Source organism: Nocardioides stalactiti (assembly GCF_014180715.1).
In the GTDB taxonomy this organism is placed as follows: domain Bacteria; phylum Actinomycetota; class Actinomycetes; order Propionibacteriales; family Nocardioidaceae; genus Nocardioides; species Nocardioides stalactiti.
In genome coordinates this window covers 1-16319 of sequence record NZ_JACEFC010000102.1, presented here as the reverse complement: position 1 = coordinate 16319, position 16319 = coordinate 1, and the positions used below count along the sequence as shown (strand labels likewise).

General features: G+C 71.1%; 17 protein-coding genes. 6 read left to right on the top strand and 11 right to left on the bottom strand.

Annotated elements, in window-relative coordinates; genetic code table 11:
• Together H0487_RS17510 and H0487_RS17505 are read left to right on the top strand one after the other, a co-directional pair.
• The coding region (locus H0487_RS17510; RefSeq protein ID WP_183095515.1) for a hypothetical protein at positions 1–1087 on the top strand (1087 nt) is incomplete at its 5' end.
• The gene (locus tag H0487_RS17505) at positions 1080–2321 is read left to right on the top strand and encodes a M48 family metallopeptidase (RefSeq protein WP_183095514.1); all 1242 of its coding nucleotides are present in this window, start codon (positions 1080–1082) and stop codon (positions 2319–2321) included. The genes H0487_RS17510 and H0487_RS17505, both read left to right, overlap by 8 nt.
• A 100-nt stretch (positions 2322–2421) precedes the next feature.
• On the opposite strand, the gene H0487_RS17500 is transcribed toward H0487_RS17505, so the two are convergent.
• From H0487_RS17500 to H0487_RS17450, 11 genes are all read right to left on the bottom strand, one after another.
• Positions 2422–2595 carry a Flp family type IVb pilin gene (locus H0487_RS17500; RefSeq protein WP_183095513.1) on the bottom strand — a complete coding sequence of 58 codons (174 nt, stop codon included), beginning with the start codon at positions 2593–2595 and terminating at the stop codon, positions 2422–2424.
• 127 nt (positions 2596–2722) lie between these two features.
• Positions 2723–2875 carry a Flp family type IVb pilin gene (locus H0487_RS17495; RefSeq protein WP_183095512.1) on the bottom strand — a complete coding sequence of 51 codons (153 nt, stop codon included), beginning with the start codon at positions 2873–2875 and terminating at the stop codon, positions 2723–2725.
• A gap of 91 nt (positions 2876–2966) precedes the next feature.
• Entirely contained in the window at positions 2967–3140 is a 174-nt protein-coding gene (locus H0487_RS17490; RefSeq protein ID WP_183095511.1) for a Flp family type IVb pilin, read from the bottom strand.
• Positions 3141–3292: 152 nt separating this feature from the next.
• Positions 3293–3946: a response regulator gene (locus tag H0487_RS17485; RefSeq protein ID WP_183095510.1), complete on the bottom strand. Its 654-nt coding sequence runs from the start codon at positions 3944–3946 to the stop codon at positions 3293–3295.
• Entirely contained in the window at positions 3943–5517 is a 1575-nt protein-coding gene (locus H0487_RS17480; protein ID WP_183095509.1) for a sensor histidine kinase, read from the bottom strand. The genes H0487_RS17485 and H0487_RS17480 overlap by 4 nt, the downstream gene beginning before the upstream one ends.
• A gap of 31 nt (positions 5518–5548) precedes the next feature.
• Positions 5549–6463 carry a type II secretion system F family protein gene (locus tag H0487_RS17475; protein ID WP_183095508.1) on the bottom strand — a complete coding sequence of 305 codons (915 nt, stop codon included), beginning with the start codon at positions 6461–6463 and terminating at the stop codon, positions 5549–5551.
• 1 nt (position 6464) lies between these two features.
• A complete protein-coding gene (locus H0487_RS17470; RefSeq protein ID WP_183095507.1) occupies positions 6465–8393 on the bottom strand; it encodes a type II secretion system F family protein in 1929 nt (642 codons plus the stop codon).
• Positions 8390–9928, bottom strand: a complete 1539-nt coding sequence (locus H0487_RS17465) for a TadA family conjugal transfer-associated ATPase (RefSeq protein ID WP_246383799.1) — start codon at positions 9926–9928, stop codon at positions 8390–8392. Before H0487_RS17465 ends, H0487_RS17470 begins: the two co-directional genes overlap by 4 nt.
• Positions 9929–9930: 2 nt before the next feature.
• Complete coding sequence (locus H0487_RS17460) at positions 9931–11118, bottom strand: CpaE/TadZ family protein (RefSeq protein ID WP_183095506.1); 1188 nt, start codon at positions 11116–11118, stop codon at positions 9931–9933.
• 9 nt (positions 11119–11127) lie between these two features.
• Complete coding sequence (gene cpaB / locus H0487_RS17455; RefSeq protein WP_183095505.1) at positions 11128–11874, bottom strand: Flp pilus assembly protein CpaB; 747 nt, start codon at positions 11872–11874, stop codon at positions 11128–11130.
• A 243-nt stretch (positions 11875–12117) separates the two neighbouring features.
• Positions 12118–13932 carry an AMP-dependent synthetase/ligase gene (locus tag H0487_RS17450; RefSeq protein WP_183095504.1) on the bottom strand — a complete coding sequence of 605 codons (1815 nt, stop codon included), beginning with the start codon at positions 13930–13932 and terminating at the stop codon, positions 12118–12120.
• Positions 13933–14012: 80 nt separating this feature from the next.
• Here H0487_RS17450 and H0487_RS17445 point away from each other — a divergent pair, with 80 nt between their 5' ends.
• The 4 genes from H0487_RS17445 to H0487_RS17430 all read left to right on the top strand — a co-directional run.
• Positions 14013–14471 carry an SRPBCC family protein gene (locus H0487_RS17445; RefSeq protein WP_183095503.1) on the top strand — a complete coding sequence of 153 codons (459 nt, stop codon included), beginning with the start codon at positions 14013–14015 and terminating at the stop codon, positions 14469–14471.
• Positions 14472–14500: 29 nt separating this feature from the next.
• Entirely contained in the window at positions 14501–15706 is a 1206-nt protein-coding gene (locus H0487_RS17440; RefSeq protein ID WP_183095502.1) for an ArsA family ATPase, read from the top strand.
• A complete protein-coding gene (locus H0487_RS17435; RefSeq protein WP_183095501.1) occupies positions 15703–16152 on the top strand; it encodes a hypothetical protein in 450 nt (149 codons plus the stop codon). The genes H0487_RS17440 and H0487_RS17435 overlap by 4 nt, the downstream gene beginning before the upstream one ends.
• A partial coding sequence (locus tag H0487_RS17430) for an ROK family protein (RefSeq protein ID WP_312856005.1) occupies positions 16149–16319 on the top strand: 171 nt, incomplete at its 3' end. The genes H0487_RS17435 and H0487_RS17430, both read left to right, overlap by 4 nt.

The following is a 16319-nucleotide window of genomic DNA, read 5'->3' as shown; positions in this document are numbered from 1 at the left end:
GACCCTGGACGACCTCCAGCAGGCCGTCGTCGACCGCGACGCGGCTGCGGCGGAGGCCCTGGGGGCCGACGACGCGGGGCGGACCCTGCTCCGCGGCGTCGCCGAGACCGCCGCCGCCATGGACCTGACCGACGTGACCTTCAGCTACGTCGCGGAGAACGGCACCGTCGGGCCCGACGGCTCGTGGACCGCCGCCGTCGTCGTCACCTGGCGGGTCGCCGGTTTCGAGGAGGTGCCCGCGCGCACCGAGGTGCAGTTCGAGTTCGCCGACGGCGGTGACCGGGTGCGCTCCATCGGTGGCGGCGCCGCCGCGACGCCGGTGTGGCTGAGCGGACCGACCGAGGTCCGGCGTACCGACGACGCCGTGGTCGTCGTGGCCCGCGACGCGCTCCCGGCCGGCCAGGTGCTCGCTCAGGCCGAGCAGGCCCTCGCCGACGCTGCCGAGGTCCTGGGCGACGACGCCGGGTCGGGCGAGGGAGCCGACCACCTGGTCGTCGAGGTCCCCGCCACGTCTGCCGCCCTCCACGCCGCGCTGGGCCTGCCGGCCGGGACGTACGACGCCGTCGCCGCGGTGACGACCTCCGCCGACGGTGCCAACGTCCCCGGCACCCCTGCCCACGTCTTCCTCAACCCCGAGGTGTTCGGCGCTCTCGGTCCGATCGGGGCCCAGGTCGTCATGAGCCACGAGGCGGTGCACGCCCTCACCGATGCGCCGACGAGCGGTGCCGAGCCGTGGCTCGTCGAGGGGTTCGCCGACTACGTCGCGCTGCGCGACGTCGACCTGCCGCTGTCGCGGACGGCCGGTCAGGTCATCGCGCAGGTGCGAGCCGACGGTGTGCCCGCCAGCCTGCCCAGCCCGGTCGACCTCGACAGCCAGGCCGCGCACCTCGGAGCGGCCTACGAGGCCGCCTGGCTGGCGTGCGTGACACTGGCCGAGCGCGGGGGAGAGGCAGCCCTGGTGCGCTTCTACGACGCCGTCCTCGGCGGCGCCGACCTCGAGGAGGCCCTGATGACCGAGATCGGCTGGACCGTCGCCGGGCTGACCCGGGCCTGGCAGGACGACCTCGAGGCGCTCGCCCGTGACTGACGGCGCCCGGCGGACCTCGCTCGGCACGGCCGCGCTCGGCACGGCCGCGCTCGGTGCGGTGGCGTTCGTCGTCCTCGCCGTCTGGCTGGTGCCGTGGCACCCGGTGCCGGGTGGCACCCCGTCGCCGGTCGCCGCCGACACGGTGCTGACCGCGACCCAGGTCGACCGCGCCGAGGACTACGCCCGGTGGGCCCGGGTGTGGAGCTGGAGCAGCCTGGCGGTGTCGCTGCTCGTCGCGGCCTGGCTCGGCTTCTCCGAGCGTGGCCGCCGCCTCGCCGACCGGATGCCCGGTCGCTGGTGGCTCCAGACCGTCCTCGTCGTCGCCGCGCTCGGACTGGTCGGCCGGGTCGTCACCCTGCCCTTCGCCGTCGTCCTGCGCCAGCACCAGCTCGACGCCGGCCTCAGCACGGGCTCGTGGGGGGCGTGGGCGGCCGACGTCGCCAAGGGCGAGGCCGTCGACGTGGTCATCACCTCGATCGGCGTCGTGACGCTGGTCGGGCTGGCCCGGCGCTGGCCCCGAGCGTGGCCGGCGATCGCCGGGGGAGTCCTGGCCGCACTGGTGTTCGCCGGCTCCTTCGTGTACCCGCTGGTCGTCGAGCCGCTGTTCAACGACTTCGAGCAGCTCGACGACGGACCGCTGCGGACCCGGATCCTCGCGCTCGCCGACGCCGAGGGGGTGGAGGTCGACGAGGTGCTCGTCGCTGACGCGTCCCGTCGCACGACGACGCTCAACGCCTATGTCTCCGGCTTCGGCGGCACCCGACGGGTGGTCGTCTACGACACGCTGCTCGACGACCTGCCCGACGACCAGGTGCTCTCGGTCGTGGGCCACGAGCTGGCGCACGCCCGACACGGCGATGTGGTCGTCGGCACGGCGCTCGGCGCGGCCGGCGCGCTCGTGGGGGTCGGACTCCTCGGGCTGGTCGCCGGTGCCGGCCGCCGTCGCGGGTGGCCGGAGGTCGGCGAGGTCCGCGCGGTGCCGATGGTCCTGGCGTTGACGGCGATCGCCACCGTGATCTCCAGCCCTGTGCACAACGGCATCAGCCGCCAGGTCGAGACCCGGGCCGATGTCGACGCGCTCGCGGCGACCGACGACCCCGACGCGTTCGTCGCGCTCCAGACCCGGCTGGCGGTCAAGTCCCTGGCCGACCCCACTCCGCCGGCGTGGTCGCAATGGTTCTTCGGCTCGCACCCGACGGTGCTCGAGCGGATCGCGATCGCGCGCGAGGACTGACTCACCGCCTCTGACCGGAGCGAGGGCGACGGCGCGACAATGGCGAAGGCCGCACGTCCCGGTCGGGACGTGCGGCCTTCGCTGTGGTCTGGGTGACGGCTCAGATGTCGCCGGCGACGTCGGTGAAGAGGTTGTTGAGCTCGGTGCCGAAGAGCGCCGCGCCGACGGCCATGACGACCGCGATGAGGGCGACCAGGAGGCCGTACTCGACGGCGGAGGCGCCGCGGTCCTCGTCGCGGTGGGCGTTGAGCAGGATCTGCAGGTACTGGATCATCGGGTTCTCCCTCAAGAAGGTGTGGTGCTGTGTCCCCGGGGCCTGTGCTCCCCGATGAGGTCAACTCTCGTCCGATCAGGCGCCGATGTGATCGTGTTTTCGTCTGGACTGAGATGGTCCGGAATGACTAGAACACGTTGGCGTAAAGGTCGCTGACCTGGGTGCCGAACAAGGTGATGATCGCGACGATCACCAAGACGATCGCCGAGATCAGGACGCCGTACTCGACCGCCGAGCCGCCGTCCTCGGGACGTGCGGGGCGAAGTGAGCTGCGCTGCATCGATGGCCTCCGGTTAGGACATGGTGCTGGAAGCGCGAAGGCCGCACGCCCGGTCGGGACGTGCGGCCTTCGCTGTCGTCTGGGTGACGGCTCAGATGTCGCCGGAGACGTCGGTGAAGAGGTTGTTGAGCTCGGTGCCGAAGAGCGCCGCGCCGACGGCCATGACGACCGCGATGAGGGCGACCAGGAGGCCGTACTCGACGGCGGAGGCGCCGCGGTCCTCGTCACGGTGGACGTTGAGCAGGATCTGCAGGTACTGGATCATCGGAGTTTCTCCCTCAAGCTTGATGCTGTGTCCCCCGGGGCTTTTCCCCGATGACCAGAATCTTGCCGGGACGGGAGCCCACGCGGATCGGGAGTTCGTCTCGATGCGGTTAGTCCCTTGTGACTAACCGCGGGCGACCCTTCGCCGAGGGGTCAGCGGGCCGAGGGCTGCACCGTCGAGAGCAGCCCGATCCGCATCGCCGTGACGAGCGCCTGGGCCCGGTTGGCGGCGCCCAGCTTCTGGTAGATCCGCGCGATGTGGGACTTCGTCGTGGACTCCGACAGATAGAGCTTGGCGCCGATCGCCGCGGCGTTGAGACCCTCGGCGAGGAGCAGCAGCACGTCGTGCTCCCGCTCGGTCAGCGACGTCGTCTCTCCCGAGCGGCGTCGCATCATGGCACCGACGAGGCCGGCGCAGACGAAGGCCTTGGGAGAGACCGCGGCATGGCGGGCGGCCTTGATGACCTCGGTCGCGGGCGCGTCCTTGCCCACGAAGCCGGAGGCGCCGGCCTGCATCGCGGCGAAGATCTGGTCGTCGCCGGAGTGCATGGTGAGGACGATCAGGCCGACCGTGTCGCTCTGCTTGCGGACGGTACGGACGATGTCGAGCCCGGTGCCGTCCTGGAGCTGCAGGTCGGCGACCACGACGGTCGGCTGCAGGCGGTCGTACTCGCGGATCGCCTCGGCGACGCTGCCCGCGGTACCGACGACGTCCATGTCCGGCTCGAGGTCGAGCACCGCCCCGAGACCGCTGCGGATCAGCTCGTGGTCGTCCACGAGCAGGATCGAGATGGTGTCGGTGGTCATCGAGCCTCCAAGCTCTTGGTCCGTTCAGGTTCCGGGTCGTGGCCACCCGGCGCGCGGAGGACCACCGAGACGGTGAGCCCGCGGCTTGCATTGTCGCGCACCGTCAACTGTGCTCCGATCAGTTTGGCGCGCTCACGCATGATCTTCAGCCCGTGGGAGTCGGCGCGTCCGCTCTGGAGGCCGACGCCGTCGTCCGCGATGGTGATCCGTGCGTCGGGGGCGTAGACCTGGCAGCGGACGTCGATCGCGGTCGCGCGGGCGTGCTTGACGGCATTGTTCATCGCCTCCTGGGCGATCCGGAACAGCTCGGCCTCGACCTCGGGCCGCAGCCGGTTCGGCTGCTCGTCGAGCCGCACCCGGATCGGGATGCCGGACGCCTCGGAGAGGTGGCGGGCCACGGCGCCGATCGCGGCGCCGAGGCTCTCGTTCTCTCCGATGCTGGTCCGCAGGTTCATGACCGAGCGGCGTACCTCGGAGACGACCTTGGTCACCCGGTCGCGAAGCATCGCGAACTGCTTCTCCTGGGTCTCGTCGGCCGGACGGGCGGCCAGCGCGTCGACGAGGTAGCCGAGCGAGGCGATGTCCTGGGCGACGCCGTCGTGCATCTCCCGGGCGAGCCGCTGGCGCTCGTCGGCGGTGGCGACGTCGCGGAAGTGGGAGAACAGCAGCGCGGTGTCGAACTTGACGGTGCTCGGCGCGAGCGCAGCCTTGAGGTCGTCGAACGGGAGCTCCCACTTGACGCTCTCGGATCCGGGCCGCAGGCCCGCGATGATCGCCGTGTCCCCGGCGCCGAAGCCGAAGCCCTGGCCCGCCGCCACCGGTTCACCGCGCGCCCAGGCGTCGGTCGCGAGCTTCTCGCAGGCGTCGGCATCGGCCGGGTCGAGCTCGGTGCTCGTCGCGACGGAGGCCAGCGCGTCGCCGCGCGGGACGTAGAGCGCCAACAAACGGCTCGGGACCACGTCGCCGACGACGCCGAGCATCTCGCCCCCGAGTGCGGCCACGTCGAGGCCGGAGCTGAGGTCGCCGGACAGGTCGATGAGCTGCTTGATGAGGTATTGAGCGTCGCGGTAGGGGGAGAGCGGGTCGCTCGTGCTGCGCGTCGAGGTGAAGGTGACGCTCGCGACCAGGCTCAGGCCGAACCCGGCCATCGACCAGGTGAAGATCGAGATGCCCCACTCGGGCCATTCGGTGCCGTCGCCGCGACCGTGCCACATGAGGCCCAGGCTGACGACCGACACCAGCTGGATGGCCACCGTGCGCACCATCGGTCGCAGGCCCTCGGACGCCGTCGCGAAGAGCGGCGGTACGACGAGCGCGGCGAGGATCGCCGGCGAGGCGGACATGGCCACGGCACAGATGACGCCGACCGCGATCGCCTCGATGGTCGGGCTGAGGGTCAGCTCCAGATCACGTCGCGTGATCGTCACGACCTGGTAGAGCCAGAGCAGGGCGAGCGCGAGCAGCGCGAAGAGCACGTCGGACTGCTGGAACCACAGCGCGGGCGCACCGATGGCGAGCAGCGAGAAGAGTCGCGCTGCCGCCACGACCGCGAACGTCTGTCGGGTGGGCATTTTCTCCGTGGTTTGAGCTGGTAGGGACCGATCAGCCGAACTGCTTGACCACGTTGATGATCGCAGGTCCCATGACCACCGTCATCAGACACGGCAGAACACACAGGATCAGGGGGATCATGATCTTGACCGGGACCTGCTGCGCACGCTTCTCGGCGTGCTGGCGCCGCTTGACCCGCATCTCCCCGGACTGGACCCGCAGCACCTGGGCGATGGAGATGCCGAACGAGTCCGCTTGGACCATCGCGCCGACGAACGTCTTCAGGTCGTCGACGTTGGTCCGGTCGCCGAGCGAGCGCAGGGACTCGGAGCGACCCTTGCCGAGCTGCATCTCCCGGAGCACGCGCGAGAACTCCTCGGCGAGCGGACCGCCGGTGTTGCGCGCGACCTGCTGCAGCGCGGCGTCGAAGCCGAGACCGGCCTCCACGCTGATCGTCAGCAGGTCGACGGCGTCGGCGAGCGTCCGGCGGATCTCCTCAGACCGGTCGTAGGCCTGCTGGTAGAGCCACAGGTCGGGGGCGAGGAAGCCGACGACGCCGCCTCCGGCGCCGAGCGCGAGGTAGATGAGCGGGCTGGCGCTGATGAGCAGCGCGTAGGCCAGGCCGCACAGGCCGAGGACGACTGCCGCCATGACCTTGAGCGAGACGATCCGGTCGACGGACAGGTCGCGCGGGTTGCCCGCGAGGTCGAGCTTGTGGCGGATCCGCTCGGCCTTGTCGCCGCCCGTGAGCCGACGACCCAGGTTGAGGGCCTTGGCCTGGAGCGGCTCGAGGACACGGTCGGCGAACGGCTGCTCGACCTCCTCGGGCGACACCGGGCTGATCGACATCTGCTCGAGGCTCGCGAGCGAGCGCGCGAGGCCGCTCGGGGCCTCGGTGCGGACCAGCGCGAGCCGGAGCAGCACGATCGCCGAGCCGAACAGGACGATGGCGAGGAAGAGGAACATCTCAGATCTCCACCTTCACGAGTCGGCTCATCCAGAAGATCCCGACGCACAACCACAGCGTCGCTCCGATGAGCAGGGCCAGCCCGAGCGTCGTCTCGAACAGCGGCGTGATGTAGCCGCGGTTCGTGAAGCTCAGGAAGAACAGGAAGCCGGGCGGCAGGCAGGCCAGGATGATCGCGGACAGCTTGCCCTCCGCGGCGAGTGCGGCGACCTGGCGACGCAGGTACTCCCGCTCGCGCATGGTCGCGGCGACGGTCGTGAGCAGCTCGGCGAGGTTGCCGCCGACCTGACGCTGGATCCGGATGGCCATGACCACCCACGCGAAGTCCTTGCTGCCGAACCGCTCGGCGACGCCGTCGAAGGCGTCCTCGATCGGAACGCCGATCCGGTTCTCGACCAACACCCGCTTGAACTCGCCGGCGATCGGCTCGGGGCCCTCGTTGACGACCGTGTCGACCGACTGGGCCAGCGAGAGCCCGGCCGCGAGCGACCCGGACATCAGCTGGAGGGTGTCGGGCAGGCAGGAGTTGAACGCGCGGCGGCGTCGACCGGCCTGGAAGCCGAGGAACAGGCGGGGGAGGAAGAACCCGACGACGAGGAACAGGATGCCGACGATGATGTTGCCGCCGCCCACGAGCAGCCCGAGGACGCCGGAACCGATCACGACGCCGATCTGGAGCAGCAACCACTCCGAGGGCTTGAAGCTGCTCCCGGCCGCGGTGAGGCGGGCCGCCAGCTTCTCCTCGAGGTTCTTGTTGCGCTCCAGGACGCCGGCCGCGGCCGCCTTGGCCTGGTCGAGCATCGGCTCGCCGGATGCCTTCTGCTCCTTGTCCGCCGCCGAGACACCGACGGTGCCGGTGTAGGCGGTGACCCGCTCGGCGATGGTCATCGGCTGGGCCTTGGCGGGAACGAGCAGCATCGCGGCGGCGACGAGGCCGACGCCGAACACCGCGATGCCCGCGTAGAGCGTCCAGCTCGGGACCTGCCAGCCGTCGTCGGGGTTGACCGGCTGCGCGGAGGAGTCGGAGTCGTCGGCGGGCGCGTCCTGGATCTTCGCGAACGCGCTGGCGACCAGCTCGCCGCCGGCCGTCGGGAGGGTGATCGCGACCGTCGCCTGCTCGGCGTCGAAGCCGGAGGGCAGGGGAGCGGTGACCAGGATCTGGCCCGCCAGCACCTCGGCCTCGGCCACGAACGCGGCAGCGAGCGCGGTGCCGGTGGAGGCGATGACCTCGCCTTGTCCTGCCGCGGCGAGCTGCTCGAGCGCGGCCGCCGCCTTGGGCTTGTTCTCCTGGTCGAGCGCGACGACGTCGACGAGGGTCGAGGTCTCCTCGATGGCTGCGGTGACGTCGGCGATCGACGTCGACTTCCCGGTGTCGGCGCCGTCGGAGAGGACCACGATCGAGCGCTGGCCGTCCTCGCCGGCCACGTCGACGGCCGCGAGGATGCCGTCGTACAGCAGCGTTCCCTTGCTGAGCGCGAGGCCCTCGACCACGATCGTGGCCGCGCCGCGGTCGGTCGTGGGCTCGAGCGCGGTGGCGACCTCGCCGTCGAAGGTGACGATGCCGACGGCGACGTCGTCCGGGACGGAGTCGAGGAACGTCAGCGCGGCGGCCTTGGCGGCCTCGAACCGGCCGTTCTGCGCCATCGAGTCGCTGGTGTCGATCGCCAAGATCGTGGTGCGCTGCACGGTCGTGTCGCTGCCGGCCGAGACCGCGGTGGTCCGCAGGTCGTCGCCGTCCAGCGTGCCGGTGACCTTGGCCAGGTCGACCTCGGTGCCCGGTGGGACGCTGACGAGGACCCGCAGGCCGTCGCCGTTCGACTCCACGTGCGCGATCGAGGCGTCGCCGTCCTCTGCCGAGGCGGCAGACGGGGCCAGGACCAGGCCGAGGGGGACGAACGCGGCGAGCGCCGCGAGAGCCAGGCGCTTCATGCCCGGTCCACGCGGAACACCGCCGGGTCGACCGCCACGTTCGCGTAGGCGAGCTTCTCGATGAACTTCGGTCGCAGGCCGGTGCTGCGGAGCCGACCGAGCACGCGGCCGTTCTCGTCGAAGCCGGCGGAGTTGTCGAAGACGAAGACGTCCTGGAGGGTGATGACGTCACCCTCCATCCGCTCGACCTCGGTGATGTGGGTGATCCTGCGCGAGCCGTCCTTGAAGCGGGACTGGTGCACGATCAGGTCGACCGCCGAGGCCACCTGCTCGCGGATCGCGCGGATCGGCAGGTCCATGCCGGCCATGAGCACCATCGTCTCCATGCGGGCGAGCGTGTCGCGCGGCCCGTTGGAGTGCAGGGTGCAGATGGAGCCGTCGTGACCGGTGTTCATCGCCTGCAGCATGTCGAGCGCCGAGGCGTCGCGGACCTCGCCGACGACGATGCGGTCAGGACGCATGCGGAGGCTGTTCTTCACCAGGTCGCGGATGGTCACCGCGCCCTTGCCCTCGATGTTCGCGGGCCGGGACTCCAGTCGGACCACGTGGTCCTGGTGCAGCTGGAGCTCGGCGGCGTCCTCGATGGTGACGATCCGCTCGTCGGACGGGATGAACGACGACAGCACGTTGAGCGTCGTGGTCTTCCCGGCACCGGTACCGCCGGACACGATCACGTTGAGCCGGCCCCGGACGCACGCCTCGAGGAAGTCCGCGGTCTGCGGGCTCAGCGAGCCGAAGGTGATGAGGTCGTCCACGGTGAGCGGGTCGGTGGCGAACTTCCGGATCGTCAGCGCGGAGCCGTCGATGGCCAGCGGCGGGACGATCGCGTTGACACGGCTGCCGTCGGGGAGACGGGCGTCCACCATCGGGCTGGACTCGTCGACACGGCGGCCGATGCGGGACACGATCTTGTCGATGGTGCGTCGCAGGTGGGCCTCGTCGGCGAAGTGCGCCTCGGCCTTCGTCAGCCGCCCGCTCTTCTCCAGCCACACGTCGTTGTGACCGTTGACCATGACCTCGGAGACCTCGGGGTCCCGCAGGTAGGGGTCGATCGGCCCGTAGCCGAGGATGTCGTCACTGATCTCCTGGGTGACCCGGGCCCGGTCGCTGTTGCTCAGCGGCCGGTCCTGGGCGCCGAGGACCTCGGCGAGCACCGTGCGGACCCGCTGGTCCAGCTCGGACTGGTCCATGTCGGCGTCGTAGAGATGCGGCCCGAGCTCCTTGAGGAGCTCGGCGTGCACGCTGGCCTTGAGGTCCTCGATGCGGTCGGACTCATGGCTGGCCAGGGCCCGACGCTGGGCCGAACGGTTGTCGCCGGTCGCGGCGACCGCGGTCCGCTGCGAGAGCGGGCCCGGGGTGGCCTTGGCCGGTGCGGCGACCACAGCCGGGGCCGGGTCCGGAGCGGCGGCCAGCTCGTCGTCGAACACCATCCCGTCGGGGCGCTGCGGGTCGGAGGGGTCGGGGTCGCCGACGTGGCGGCCGGCGACCTCCTGCTGGCGGCGGGCCGCCTCGAGGCGCTCGGAGAGGCTCGACATGATCAGCTCCTCCCTCGGCGGAAGAGACCCCCGCGCGACTTGGACCCGCTGTCCGCGCCAGGCGCGGCGGGTGCGGGCGCGGCGACGGGCTCACCGGTCAGGGTCGAGGCGAGCTCGACGTAGGCGCGGCTGGCCGCGTGGCCCGGCTGGGCGGACACGATCGGCGTGCCGGCGTTGGTCGCGGCGGCGACGTCGATCGCGCTGCGGACCTGGACGGCGACCGGCATGTTGAGGATGCTCTCGACCTTGTCGACGCTGATGCCGACCTCGTCGTCGGCGCGGTTGAGCAGCAGGTGCCGGTGGCCGCGCGCGATGTTGAGCATGTCCATCGTCTCGAGGGCAACCTTGACGTTCTTGAGCGTGGGCACGTCGAGGGTCGCGATGATCACGCACTCGTCGGTCTCGTCGAGCGCCGTCAGCGTCGCGTCGTCGAACGACGGCGAGGTGTCGACCACGATGTAGTCGAAGCCGTCGCGCAGCGCCCGGAGGATCCGCGAGATGAGGAGCGGGGTGACCCGCTCCCGCACGTCCGGGTGGGCCGGCGCGGCGAGGACGTTGAGCGAGTCCTGGTGGCGGGTCAGGAGTCCCTCGATCATCGCCAGGTCGATCGAGTCCTCGGACCCGACGGCCTGCTCGATGGAGTGGGTCGGGAAGAGCTGCATCGTGATCGCGACGTCGCCGAACGCGAGGTCGAGGTCGACGAGGCAGACCTTGCGGGCGCCCTTGTCGGACAGGGCCAGGGCGAGGTTGACCGACGAGGTGGTCTTGCCCACGCCGCCCTTGGGCGAGAAGACGGTGACGATCCGGCCCATCTGGCGGGCACCGCCCGGCCCGCGGAGGGCCAGGTAGAGCTGGTGGGCCCGCTCGACGGCCTTGGTGAGGCCCTTCTCGTCGTCAGCGGCGATGACGTCGCGGACGCCGGCGTGCATGGCCCGGGTGAGGGCGTCGGTGTCGAACTCGGAGCGCAGGAGGACGACGCTCACGGTGGGCTTGGCGATCCGGAGGTCCTCTGCGTACGAGAGGGCGAGGTCCAGCGGGAGGGACGGGCCGAGCGCAACGACGTACTCATCGATGTGCTGGTCCAGCCACACGTACATCCGGTCGGCGGCCGCGACGGCATGAGAGCCGGCGGGCATCGCCTGGAGCAACAGCGGGACGACGCCGCTGTCGGTCTCGACAAGTACTGGCATGGGTCGCCCTCAGTCCTCGTCCTTGAAGAGGGATTCCTCGTCGACGCCTTCGCCGACCTCGACGTCGCTGTTGCTGTTGAGGAGCGCGGCCGACAGCTCGCCCGCCTTCTCGGCGAACCGGACCTGCTCGGCCTGCCGCTGGGTGACCGCGATCGTCACCAGCTGCTTGATGCCGTCGTCGTTGCCGTCCTCCTCGTCGGTGGACCCCTCGGCGATGGCCGAGGTGTCGCCGGCGGCGAGCACGGTGACCCGGGCGAGCAGCGTGCGGGTCACGATCGGGGCCTGGGTGGTCCGGTCGATGAGGGTCGCCATGACGGCGATCTCGGCGCCCGGGCGGATGAAGTAGCCGACACGGGCGGCGTCCTCGACACCGATCGAGATGGCGATCTTGCCCTCGGGGATCGGCAGCGTGACGTCGGCCTGGACCTCGTCCTGACCACCGAACTTCGCGGGGATCAGCTGTTCCTGGGGATAGATCGTCGTCAGCGCGACGGTGCCCTCGAGGGCGTCCGTGCCGTCGCTGGCGCCCTCGAGCACCTGCGCCTGAGCGACGTCGGTGAGCTCGAACTTGCCCTTCTCCAGGGCTGCGTCGAAGCTCTCGCCCGGGTCGATCTTCTTCTTCGCGATCAACACCTCGACGGTGTCGAACTTGTCCGCGGCGCGCGCATCGGCGCCCCTCGCATAGACGAAGACGAGTGCTACACCCAGTGCCGCGACTACCGACGCGACGACCAGCAGCAATTTGCGACGGTCCATCTTAAGAGCCCTCCCGCTCCCCATGCCGGAGACGCGGCACTGTGCCGCCGGTGTCCCCGGAATTCGCTCTGTCAAGGTGCGGCGCGCACCCTCCCAAGCGGCGCCGAACGATTGAGAATCTATCGGGAAAACGGCGTGCTGAGTGAGCCAAACAGGACGTTCGGACCGAACGATTCAGGGTCCTAGTCATTCCGGGCCAGCCCCTGGCCCGATCGGACCACCGCAGGCGGGAGGGAAGCCCGATCAGACCTCGTAGAGCGCGGAGATCTCGTCGCGGCACTCGCGCATCACGACGTTGCGCTTGAGCTTGAGGCTGGGGGTCAGCTGACCGCCCTCCTCGGTCCAGTCGTAGGGGAGGACCTCGAACTTCCGGATCGCCTCGGCCTTCGACACGGCCTGGTTGGCGTCCTCGATCGCGGCCTCCACGGCGGCCCGCAGGTCGGGGTCCCGGCTCAGGGAGGCCAGCGAGGCGGCGTCACCCGACTTGCCGTGCTGCTCGGCCCACGCAGGGAGAGCCTCGCTGTCCAGGGTCACCAGCGCGCCGATGAACGGCTGGCCGTCGCCGACGACGAGGCACTGGCTCACCAGCGCGTGCGCGCGGACCCGGTCCTCGAGCACCGCGGGAGCGACGTTCTTTCCGCCCGCGGTCACCAGGATCTCCTTCTTGCGTCCCGTGATCCGCACGAAGCCCTCGTCGTCGACCTCGCCGACGTCCCCGGTGTGGAACCAGCCGTCGGCGTCGATGGCCTCGGCGGTGGCCTCCGGGTTGGCCCAGTAGCCACCGAAGACCTGGCCGCCCTTGAAGACCAGCTCGCCGTCGTCGGTGACCCGGACCGCGGTCCCGGGGAGCGGACGGCCGACGGTGCCGACCTTGAGGGCGTCGGGGAGGTTGACCGTCAACGCAGCCGTCGTCTCGGTGAGGCCGTAGCCCTCGAGCACCACCAGGCCGATCCCGCGGTAGAAGTGGCCGAGCCGGTCGCCGAGCGGCGCGCCGCCGGAGACGGCGAACTCGCACCGGCCGCCGAGGGCGGCGCGCAGCTTCGCATAGACCAGGCGGGAGAACGCGGCGTGCTGCGCCCGGACCGCCAGCGGCACCCGTCCCGCGTCGAGGCCGCGGGAGTAGGCGATGGCGACGTCGGCCGCGCGGTCGAAGATCTTGCCCTTGCCGTCGGCCGTAGCGTTCTGGGAGGCGGTGTTGAAGACCTTCTCGAACACCCGGGGGACGGCGAGGATGAACGTCGGCTGGAAGCTCTGGAGCTGCGGCACCAGGTTCTTGATGTCGGCGCTGTGGCCCAGCTTGGTCCGGGACTTCACGCAGCCGACCTGGATGATCCGCGCGAAGACGTGGGCCAGCGGCAGGAAGAGGAGCGTGGAGGCGCCCTCGGCGTCGAAGAGCTGCTCGAGCTCGTGGACGGCGACGGTCAGCTCGGTCTGGAAGTTGTCATGGGTGAGCATGCAGCCCTTGGGCCGCCCGGTCGTCCCCGAGGTGTAGATGAGCGTCGCGAGGTCGCCCGGTCCGGCCGTCGTGCGGCGCTTCTCGAGCTCGTCGTCGGACACGTCGCCGCCGAGCCGGGTGAGCACGCCGACGGCTCCGGCGCCGCTGTCCTCGATCGCCCACACGTGGTGGAGTTCGGTCAGGTCGCTCCGCACCGCTGTGATCTTCGCGACGTGCGCCGCGTCCTCGGCCACGACCGCTCGGGCGCCCGAGTCACTGAGGATCCACGCGATCTGCTCGGCGGAGGAGGACTCGTAGATCGGGACCGTGACCGCGCCGGCGAACCAGATCGCGTAGTCCAGGAGGGTCCACTCGTAGCGTGTCCGGGAGATGATCGCTACCCGGTCGCCGGGCTCGACACCCGCTGCGACCAGGCCTTTTGCGACTCCGCCGACCTCGACGAGGAACTCGGCGGCGGTCACGTCACCCCATTCGCCGGGAGTGCCGGTGGGGCGACTGAACACGACGGCGGCGGGTGCCTCGTCGGCGTTGCGCACCACGTCGTCGGTCAGGTTGCCGCTCGTGGGGACGGCGACGGACTGGGGAGTGGAGTACTCGCGCAAGGTGGATCCTTTCGGGGAACGACCGCACGGCAGGTTACCGCCGCGCGGGGGTGCCCGGCTTCTCCGGTAGCCTGCGGTCCATGGCTGAGCAGACGTCCTCGTCGATCGTCGTCGACGCCCCCGCAGCGGACGTGATGGCGGTCATCGCCGACTTCGCCGCCTATCCAGCGTGGGCCAAGGGCGTCACCGTCGCTGACGTCGTCGCCTCCTTCAGCGACGACGACCCGGCCGCCCGCGGTCGCGCCGAGAAGGTGTTCTTCGCGCTCGACGTGGCGCCGATCAAGGACGAGTACACGCTCGCCTACGTCTGGGACGGCGACAAGCTGGTCACCTGGACCCTCGTCCAGGGCAAGATGCTGCGCTCGCTCGACGGCGCCTACATCCTCGACGAGATCGGCCCCGGCCGGACCGAGGTCACCTACCGGCTGGCCCTCGACCTCTCGATCCCGCTCATCGGCATGCTCAAGCGCAAGGGCGAGAAGATCCTCATCGACACCGCGCTGAAGGGTCTCAAGAAGCGCGTCGAGACCGGCGCCTGATCGCCCTGCAGCCACCTCGGAGACCACCGGTGCGCATCGTCCTCTTCACGGGCAAGGGCGGCGTCGGCAAGTCGACCGTCGCCGCCGGCACCGCCGCCCTGGCGGCGGCCAGCGGCCTGCGCACGCTGGTGATCTCCACCGATGCCGCACACTCCCTGGCCGACGCGTACGGCGCCTCCGGCCGGATCCACGCCGAGCCGATCGAGATCTCCGACCGGCTCTACGTGCACCAGGTCGACGCCCAGCTGCGCTTCGAGCAGTCGTGGGCCGACATCCAGCGCTACCTGCTCTCCGTCCTCGACGCGGCCGGCATGGACACCGTGGCCGCGGAGGAGATGACCGTCATCCCGGGCGCCGAGGAGGTGCTCGCGCTCCTCGAGCTGCGGCTGCACGCGCGCTCGGGCAACTGGGACGTCATCGTCGTGGACTGCGCGCCCACCGCCGAGACACTGCGGCTGCTGGCCCTCCCCGAGGCGCTCGGGTGGTACATCGAGCGGCTGCTCCCGATCCAACGCAAGCTGGTCAAGGTGCTGCGCCCGGTGCTCAACCGGGCCGCGGGCGTCCCCATGCCCGGCGACACCGTCTTCGACGCGATCACGCGGCTGCACGGCGAGCTCGACGAGGTCCACGAGCTGCTCTCCGGCCCGAATGCGTCGGTGCGTCTGGTCCTCACCCCGGAGAACGTCGTGCTCGCCGAGGCTCGGCGCGCCTACACGAGCCTGTCGCTCTTCGGCTACCGCGTGGACGGCGTCATCGCCAACCGGGTCTTCCCGGCGGGCGACGGCGACGCGTGGCGCGCGGGCTGGGTCGACGCCCAGCAGCGGGTGCTCAAGGAGGTGGACCAGTCGTTCGTCGGCCTCCCGGTGTGGCTCTCGGAGTACCAGTCCGGCGAGCCGGTCGGTGTCCCGGCGCTCTCCGCGCTCGCGTCGAGGCTGTACGGCGACGCCGACCCGCTGGCGCCGCCGGTCGGCGACGGCCCGTTCCGCGTCACCCGCGACGACACCGGCGCGATCGTCCACCTGGCGCTGCCGTTCGTCCGCCGCGAGCAGGTCGACCTGGCCCGCAACGGCGACGAGCTGGTGGTCACCGTCGGATCCTCCCGCCGCCTGCTGACCCTGCCCGCCGGCCTCGCGAGGCTCCGGGTCGCGGGCGCTCGCGTCGAGGGCGGCGAGCTCCAGGTACGGTTCCGCGAGCCGGACCAGGCGCCCACGACGAGCAGGGAGGCGGCGAGGTGACCGAGCCACGGGACCCGCAGGAGCCCCAGGACGAGCAGCCCACGTCCGCCAGCCGGCCCGAGGTCGGGTCGGTGGGTGAGGAGGCGCTCAAGCTGTTCGGTGCCCTCGCCGACGTGGCCCGCCAGCAGACCGCCGACGTCGGCGGCGGTGTCGGCAACCTCGCCGACCAGGCGATGTCGTTCGTGACGGAGATCAACGCCCACATCGCCACCGACAGCACCGAGTGCAAGTACTGCCCGGTCTGCCGCGTCGTCCACGCCGTGCGGGAGACCTCGCCCGACGTGCGCGCCCACCTGATGAGCGCGGCGTCCTCCCTGCTCCAGGCCGCCGCCGGAGTGCTCGAGACGGTCCCGCCGCCCACGGACGGCGCTGCACCGCGGACCGCGGAGGTCGAGCGGATCGACCTCGACGGTGGGGACGGCCCGGGCTCGGACGGCTGGTCGTGAGCATTCCCGTCACCTGCGGCATCGACATCGGCGGCACCAAGATCGCCGGGGCGGTGGTCGACGGCGAGGGCGCGATCCTCGAGGAGGCGCGGGTCGAGTCGCCCGCGACCGACCCGGCCGCGATCGAGTCGGCGGTGGCCGGACTGGTCGCCGGTCTCGCCGCGAAG

Excerpts from the sequence above, each read along its gene's own strand:
- H0487_RS17500 (WP_183095513.1), bottom strand. The coding sequence starts at position 2,595 with ATGATCCAGTACCTGCAGATCCTGCTCAACGCCCACCGCGACGAGGAC.
- H0487_RS17495 (WP_183095512.1), bottom strand. The coding sequence starts at position 2,875 with ATGCAGCGCAGCTCACTTCGCCCCGCACGTCCCGAGGACGGCGGCTCG.
- H0487_RS17490 (WP_183095511.1), bottom strand. The coding sequence starts at position 3,140 with ATGATCCAGTACCTGCAGATCCTGCTCAACGTCCACCGTGACGAGGAC.
- H0487_RS17485 (WP_183095510.1), bottom strand. The coding sequence starts at position 3,946 with ATGACCACCGACACCATCTCGATCCTGCTCGTGGACGACCACGAGCTG.
- H0487_RS17480 (WP_183095509.1), bottom strand. The coding sequence starts at position 5,517 with ATGCCCACCCGACAGACGTTCGCGGTCGTGGCGGCAGCGCGACTCTTC.
- H0487_RS17475 (WP_183095508.1), bottom strand. The coding sequence starts at position 6,463 with ATGTTCCTCTTCCTCGCCATCGTCCTGTTCGGCTCGGCGATCGTGCTG.
- H0487_RS17470 (WP_183095507.1), bottom strand. The coding sequence starts at position 8,393 with ATGAAGCGCCTGGCTCTCGCGGCGCTCGCCGCGTTCGTCCCCCTCGGC.
- H0487_RS17465 (WP_246383799.1), bottom strand. The coding sequence starts at position 9,928 with ATGTCGAGCCTCTCCGAGCGCCTCGAGGCGGCCCGCCGCCAGCAGGAG.
- H0487_RS17460 (WP_183095506.1), bottom strand. The coding sequence starts at position 11,118 with ATGCCAGTACTTGTCGAGACCGACAGCGGCGTCGTCCCGCTGTTGCTC.
- cpaB (WP_183095505.1), bottom strand. The coding sequence starts at position 11,874 with ATGGACCGTCGCAAATTGCTGCTGGTCGTCGCGTCGGTAGTCGCGGCA.
- H0487_RS17445 (WP_183095503.1), top strand. The coding sequence starts at position 14,013 with ATGGCTGAGCAGACGTCCTCGTCGATCGTCGTCGACGCCCCCGCAGCG.